This is a genomic window from Paenibacillus sp. MER 180, assembly GCF_023713665.1.
GTDB lineage: Bacteria > Bacillota > Bacilli > Paenibacillales > Paenibacillaceae > Paenibacillus_B > Paenibacillus_B suaedae.
Window position 1 is genome coordinate 56,150 of record NZ_JAMAVT010000029.1, and the last position, 6,447, is coordinate 62,596.

General features: G+C 47.5%; 8 protein-coding genes and 1 rRNA gene. 1 reads left to right on the forward strand and 8 read right to left on the reverse strand.

What is annotated here, in order from left to right:
* Nucleotides 1-30 precede the first annotated feature (30 nt).
* The 7 genes from M3661_RS28305 to M3661_RS28335 all read right to left on the reverse strand — a co-directional run bounded on the left by M3661_RS28305 (nucleotide 31) and on the right by M3661_RS28335 (nucleotide 5,445).
* Nucleotides 31-831, reverse strand: coding sequence for a PSP1 domain-containing protein (locus tag M3661_RS28305; RefSeq protein WP_021255897.1), 801 nt, complete (start codon nucleotides 829-831; stop codon nucleotides 31-33).
* On the reverse strand, nucleotides 832-1,812 hold the full coding sequence (gene holB / locus M3661_RS28310; protein ID WP_251490423.1) for a DNA polymerase III subunit delta': 981 nt from the start codon (nucleotides 1,810-1,812) through the stop codon (nucleotides 832-834).
* A gap of 96 nt (nucleotides 1,813-1,908) precedes the next feature.
* Entirely contained in the window at nucleotides 1,909-2,352 is a 444-nt protein-coding gene (locus tag M3661_RS28315) for a YaaR family protein (RefSeq protein ID WP_021255895.1), read from the reverse strand.
* Between the two features lie 99 nt (nucleotides 2,353-2,451).
* A complete protein-coding gene (locus M3661_RS28320; protein ID WP_021255894.1) occupies nucleotides 2,452-2,781 on the reverse strand; it encodes a cyclic-di-AMP receptor in 330 nt (109 codons plus the stop codon).
* A 57-nt stretch (nucleotides 2,782-2,838) separates the two neighbouring features.
* Entirely contained in the window at nucleotides 2,839-3,513 is a 675-nt protein-coding gene (tmk, locus tag M3661_RS28325; protein ID WP_065292167.1) for a dTMP kinase, read from the reverse strand.
* A gap of 2 nt (nucleotides 3,514-3,515) precedes the next feature.
* Nucleotides 3,516-5,129 carry an aminotransferase class I/II-fold pyridoxal phosphate-dependent enzyme gene (locus tag M3661_RS28330; RefSeq protein ID WP_251490426.1) on the reverse strand — a complete coding sequence of 538 codons (1,614 nt, stop codon included), beginning with the start codon at nucleotides 5,127-5,129 and terminating at the stop codon, nucleotides 3,516-3,518.
* A gap of 133 nt (nucleotides 5,130-5,262) precedes the next feature.
* A complete protein-coding gene (locus M3661_RS28335) occupies nucleotides 5,263-5,445 on the reverse strand; it encodes a sigma factor G inhibitor Gin (protein WP_021260716.1) in 183 nt (60 codons plus the stop codon).
* Nucleotides 5,446-5,700: 255 nt separating this feature from the next.
* On the opposite strand from M3661_RS28335, the gene M3661_RS28340 reads away from it, so the two are divergent.
* On the forward strand, nucleotides 5,701-6,237 hold the full coding sequence (locus M3661_RS28340) for a hypothetical protein (RefSeq protein ID WP_072732139.1): 537 nt from the start codon (nucleotides 5,701-5,703) through the stop codon (nucleotides 6,235-6,237).
* A gap of 126 nt (nucleotides 6,238-6,363) precedes the next feature.
* On the opposite strand, the gene rrf is transcribed toward M3661_RS28340, so the two are convergent.
* A 5S ribosomal RNA gene (gene rrf / locus M3661_RS28345) occupies nucleotides 6,364-6,447 on the reverse strand; the annotation flags it as partial.

Here is a 6,447-nt window from a genome sequence, read left to right on the forward strand (position 1 = left end):
CCCACCCCAGAGCGTGAAAATGTCCGCTATTTATTTTACGACAACGTCGTCGAAAGCAAAATCTTTCACCTTGCCGATATCCGCTAATTGGACGTGCACTTTACGTTCACCGGCATTAATACCGACGACCTTGCCCTCTCCTATCGAGGTAACAACCCACTTGCCGACTGTAGGAAGCTCTTCTTTCACGCTTTCATAATTGTCATGCTCGTATTTCAGGCAGCACATCAAGCGACCGCACAAACCGGATATTTTCGTAGGATTCAGCGATAAGTTCTGGTCTTTTGCCATTTTAATAGATACCGGTTCAAAATCACCTAACCATGAGGAACAGCATAACACGCGCCCGCAAGGCCCAATGCCGCCAAGCATCTTCGCCTCGTCCCGTACACCAATCTGCCGGAGCTCAATCCGTGTCCGGAATACGCTGGCCAAGTCTTTCACCAGCTCGCGGAAGTCCACGCGTCCTTCTGCCGTAAAGTAAAAGATGATTTTGTTCCGATCAAACGTATATTCAACATCTACAAGTTTCATCTTCAATTGATGCGCCTTAATCTTGTCCATACAAGTTGCGAACGCATCCTTCGCAGCTTGCCGGTTCGCATCCACCAATGTAGCGTCCGCTTCATTAGCGATGCGAATGACTTTCTTCAAGGGAAGCACCACATCGTTCTCACCGACGGTCTTCGGACCAATCACGACTTTGCCGTACTCAATGCCGCGCGCCGTTTCGACGATCACATGCTGGTCCCTCTGGACCGGCCATTCGACCGGGTCGAAATAGTATATTTTGCCCGCTCTCTTAAAACGGACGCCGACTACATTATACAATCAAGTACCTCCTTGGATTCCAACCAGAAACTGCTCGCAAGCAAGTTGCGGGCTTACATTGGCGCGCACCCGCTTCTGCGCCTCCGTCGCCGCATCCATGCACCGAATCCATCCTTCAGCCGACTTCGTCCAGGCCAGCTTGCTGATTGTATCAAGCTGATCGATAAAGACGAGACTCTCCTGCCGGTTGTATTGGTAATTCAACATATCTCGAAACCAGAGATGGAACAAACGGAACAACATGTCCGTATGTTCAGCAAGCTCGGTCTTAAACAACTTCTGCTGTGCGGTTAGAAGTGCGGAAGGAAGTCTTGCTTCGCACTCCTTTCCTAATTGTAACATTACGTTTCTCACTTCTGCAAACCAATTCTGTCCACATAGCTCACGCCCAGCTTCTAGGCCGTTTACAAGATAGACAGCTGCACGAGCTAATGTAGCAGGACAACCCTCTGCTACTAACGTTTGACAGATAAGGTTCGGATCCTGCGGCGTAAATGGCACCATCTGTGAACGGGATTGAATGGTTGGCAGCATCGCTTGTCCATTCTCTGTAATCAGAATAGCCACTGCAGGACTTGTTGGCTCCTCCAAAAATTTAAGCAGGCTGTTGGCCGCTTGCACGGTCATCTTCTCCGCCTGCTCCATAATGTACACTTTCCGACCTGTAGCTTGGGTTCGATAGGAAAATTCGCGCTGAAGCTCGCGAATTTGATCGATCTTAATCGACTGCCCCTCTGGTGCAATAACATGCACATCAGGGTGGTTGCCGTGCTCAATTTTCCGACAAGAAAGACATTCACCACAAGCATCATCTGTCATGCGTTCACAGAATAACGCCTTGGTGAAGGTTAGCGCAGCAGCCATCCGACCCGTACCCTTCGGTCCACTGAATAAGTAAGCATGAGATACCTTGTCTGTGCGCAGACCATTTTGCAATATTTTCTTAGCTCGATCCTGTCCGAGAATTTGTTCAAACGACATGTTATGCGTATTCCTTCCATATATATAACCAGAATGCGATACGGAGCAAGAAGCTCTGCTCTAGTCACGGGATATGGGGAAATTGCCCTAGCTTGACTAGAAGCACAGGTTAATCAGCATCCCGCGAATTTCCCCTACTTTATGAAGCAGATCAATTTTACCTTGCTCCGTCTCCAGCAGATGATCCGCTAATTCAATGAGAGCACTGTCAATCTCATCGACAATCTGATATCGCTTGCTTCTGCCGCGTCGATCCCATCCACGCGTTTCCCGAATTTTCAGGTTCCGCCGTACTGTATCCTCCAAAAAACGCTTCACCATCATTCGGTACATGCGAAGCTCACGAATCGTCATGGACTTCGACAGTCGTTCCCCTTGCTGATAAATATCCTGCAGCCTCTGCTGCAGCTCATCATTGCTCGCTTGATCATGACGATTGTTCATCATGTCCGCAAAAGACTTGTGCTGGACAGGCTTAGTTACAGATTCCCCCATACGCACATCCGTGCCAAAGGGGCGAAATCCAGGGTTAATTTTCACTCCATATCACCTGCAATCGTTCGCTTCATAGTATGATTCGATTGAAATCCATCCATCTGCGGATTACTTCTATTATATCGTAATATTACGGACGAAATGTTAAAAATGCTCGAACCGCTCTACTGGGAGCACAAACACGGTCGCTCCCCCTACCTGTACTTCGACAGGTAGCGGCATATAAGAATCCGAAGTACCACTGAGCGGAGTCACTGGGGTGACAAGCTGATCTCTCACCTTACAGTTGCTGCGGATGACATTCAGGACGGTGCTCACTTGATCATCCTCCACACCTATCATGAACGTCGTATTGCCTGCACGCAAAAATCCACCCGTACTCGCCAGCTTGGTCGCTCTAAAATTCGCCTTTACTAATGCACCGGAAAGTCGATTGCTGTCTTTGTCTTGTACAATGGCCACAACCATCTTCATGCCTGGTCATCCTCCTTAAAATATAGTTCTTGGCATCCCTGTTTGGAATGATGTTACTTATTTATACATCCGACCTGCAAAATCCTGCGTTCGCTCACATAAAAAGTCGAACATTTGCCCACTTATTTGCGTTAGCGACTGTGTAGCATCCAATCTCACAATCCGTTCCGGCTGCTGCTTAGCAATTCGTTCGTACCCTTCGCGCACTGCTTCGTGGAATGTAAGCTTCTCTTTATCGAGTCGGTTCACTTCACGAGCCTGATTGGCAGCAATTCGATCCAATCCAGCCTGTGGATCAATATCTAACCAGAATGTAATATCCGGCATTGTATCGTGAATCGCGAATCGATTGATTTCCCATACATCTTCTATCCCGAGTCCTCGTGCGTAGCCTTGGTAGGCAAGCGAGCTGTCAACAAATCGGTCACATAAGACGATTGCTCCCTGCTCTAAGGCTGGAATAACAACTTCCACAAGATGCTGTCTGCGGGCAGCTGCGTAAAGCAATGCTTCTGTTCGAGCATCCATCTCCGTATGCTCAGGATCGAGGATAATGCTGCGAATCTTCTCGGCAATGCGGACTCCTCCTGGCTCCCGAGTGACTACGACATTCACTCCTTGCTGCCGCAGCTTATCCGTCAGCAGTTCAATCGCGGATGACTTGCCTGCTCCTTCTCCACCTTCCAGTGTAATGAACCACCCGGGACGTTCTGCTCGTTGCTGCTTACTCATATCTATTCCTCAATTCCCTTCTCTTCTTCAGTATCCACAATACGAATCGTTCGCAAGGATTCATCCTCTGCGTCATGGCACTTAGCTCCGGCATGTGCAAGCATGATCAGCTGTTGTGCTACATCCTCTGTAATAATCTCACCCGGATAAAGTAATGGAATGCCCGGCGGATAAGGAATCACCGACTCTGCTGCCTTGTGCCCAATTGCCTCCTGCACAAGTACTTGCTTCGGTCGTACAGGCTCTTGTTCATATATCGAGAAGGATACAGGCTCAGAGAACAATCGATGCCCGTCAGCCATCACAATCGGATGTGCAGACGCATCAGTAATCTCCATATAGGTACCCGCCTGTATCTTAGTATATGGAGTGTTGTTGTCCAACGTCACAGCAACCGCTTGCAATGCCCTAATTAATCGCTTCGCATCCTCTAATGTGCTGCCTAGACTGAATACGAGCACCGTATGACGCAAATCGGCCATCTCGGCAATACACCCATGCAGAGCAAGCTGATCTAACAGCTTATAACCGCTGCACAGTCTCTCCCTGCATCGAATCGTCACCTTGAAGGGATCAAGACTGCAATAGGCGGACTGTGAATGAGTGCTTTGTATCTCTATAACCTCAAATGCGTCCAGGTTAGCCAGCGCAGCTCGTACGAGCTGCACCGCCTTCAGACCCTCCTCAAACGCCTCTTGCCCGTTTCGCGCTATATAATAGCGGCTGATATCAAGCGATGCCATTAAAGGATAGGAAGGGCTAGAACTCTGCAGCATCGTAAGCAGTTTCTTCAGCCTTGCTCGATTAAGCATAGCTCCTTGAACGTGAAGCATCGCACTCATCGTCATGCCGCCAAGCATTTTATGTGTTGACTGTACAACACCGTCCGCACCTGCCTGCAGAGCGGATTCTGGAAATGCGGGATGGAGCCCATAATGTGCTCCGTGTGCCTCATCCACCAGCAGTGGGATATTATAACGATGAGTAATAGCCACAAGTTGACGGAGATCAATCCCCATTCCATAATAATTCGGATTCGTCACGAATACAGCCTTCGCTTCTGGGTATGCCTGAAGTGCCTGCTCTACCGCATCACTGGTCGGTGCAGTAGCAAGACCGCTTGCAGCATCCATCTGTGGTGTAAGGAATACAGCTCTTGCACCTGCCATCGTAAGCCCGTGTAATACAGACTTATGCACGTTGCGCTGTACGAGCACAATATCGTTCGGCTGAATACAGCAGCTCATAAGGAGTGCAATATTGCCAACCGTACTGCCCCCTACAAGAAAGTGAGTCTCTTCAGAACCGAACAACTTCGCAGCTAGCTGCTGTGCCTCTGCAATCGCTCCTGTCGGATGATGCAAATCATCTGTACCTTCTACTTCTGTCACATCAATCGATAACAGCTGTGACATCCTCTGAAGCAGCATACTCCATTCTCCCTGCTCAGATAAGGAAAGCCCCACTTGCTCATACCAATGTCCATCCTTATGACCTGGTACATGGAAAGATGCGTGCCGGTTTCTATTATATTGAAGTAAAGCTTCCACAAGTGGCGCCCGCAGTTGCTCTTGTACATCAAACGCCAAGTGAGAAGTCCCCTTACGTATATTCATCAAGGTTGCCCCTTTATTATTGCTTCATTTATTGTAACGTAAATTGTGCGCTTCTTCATCTGTTGTTCAATAAAAAGCAAAAAGAGCCCACTGAATCGGGCCCTAACGAGTAAGCAAATCGAGGGGAGCTATCTTACACATTCGTGTGCAGCCATAATCGCTTTAGCTTATGAATGAAGAATGAATATTTCAGATCCTGCACATCGGTCTTAACCATTTCTTGCTCACATGCTGTACAAATAAACTGATTGACGACCATTATGCCGTCATTCGTCGCTTCACCGCACACAATGCAGTGTGTATCCTGACGTTCCATGTCAATCCCACCTTTAGCGGTTATATGATAAGTATGCCCGTAACTCTATGGATATATACCAGTTTCATAGCCGGTTTCAAATGTTTTTATATATGTATGATGGATTGATGGTATTGGTGTTTGTACGGTTTGAACCCTTTTTCAACATTTTTGATCTTCATTAGATTCTTCTTCAATTTCTATCCCTTCTACATTTTCATAGAATAAATACCGATATATAAATTATTGTTCAACTTGAAAAGGAGGGTTCGCTCAATGTCAACCATACGCAATGAACAAATGGAGCGAACATTTTATCATTATCAGCTGCTGAAGAGAGTTCGTCTAGCGAAGCCTTTCATCATTGCCTTTTCCACGTTAGCTGCACTGTGTATCGCAGTCGCACTGTACCAACATAGCCTCCTTGGTATCGGCTATGTCGCTGCTTCTTGTGTGCTCATTGCATGGCTCCATTATGTAATAGGCCGATCCATCTTCATCGTAGATCGGTACACATATAAAGGGAGATGGGCTTGGCGGTGGCGTATGCCATGGATTGGTTACTTGCCACTCCCACAGCAATTCATCAGCCTAAGATATCTCACAAAAATTATGCTGCATACGACATCCATTACGTTTTTAGTCATTCTTATTTTATGCCCATGGCTTCCATTGGAGCTCACTTTGTTGAATGTGTTCTGGCATTTATGGCTGCTGTCTCCACGCTGGTATTGCCTATTGACGATGCGCGCTGTCGACTCAAGTGGACTCGTAAAAGTCAACGAAATGGACATATGCCTGTACAAAGCGTAAGCATATAAGAAAAAGCCGATTGCTGCTAACCTAAATTAGGCACAAGCATTCGGCTTTTTTACATACCTATATTAGGTATAGATAAAAAAGACCACCGTCGAGATGTCTCAACAGTGGTCTTTAATTGCTTGGCGACGTCCTACTCTCCCGGGACCCTGCGGTCCAAGTACCATCGGCGCTGGAGGGCTTAACGGTCGTGTTCGGGATGGG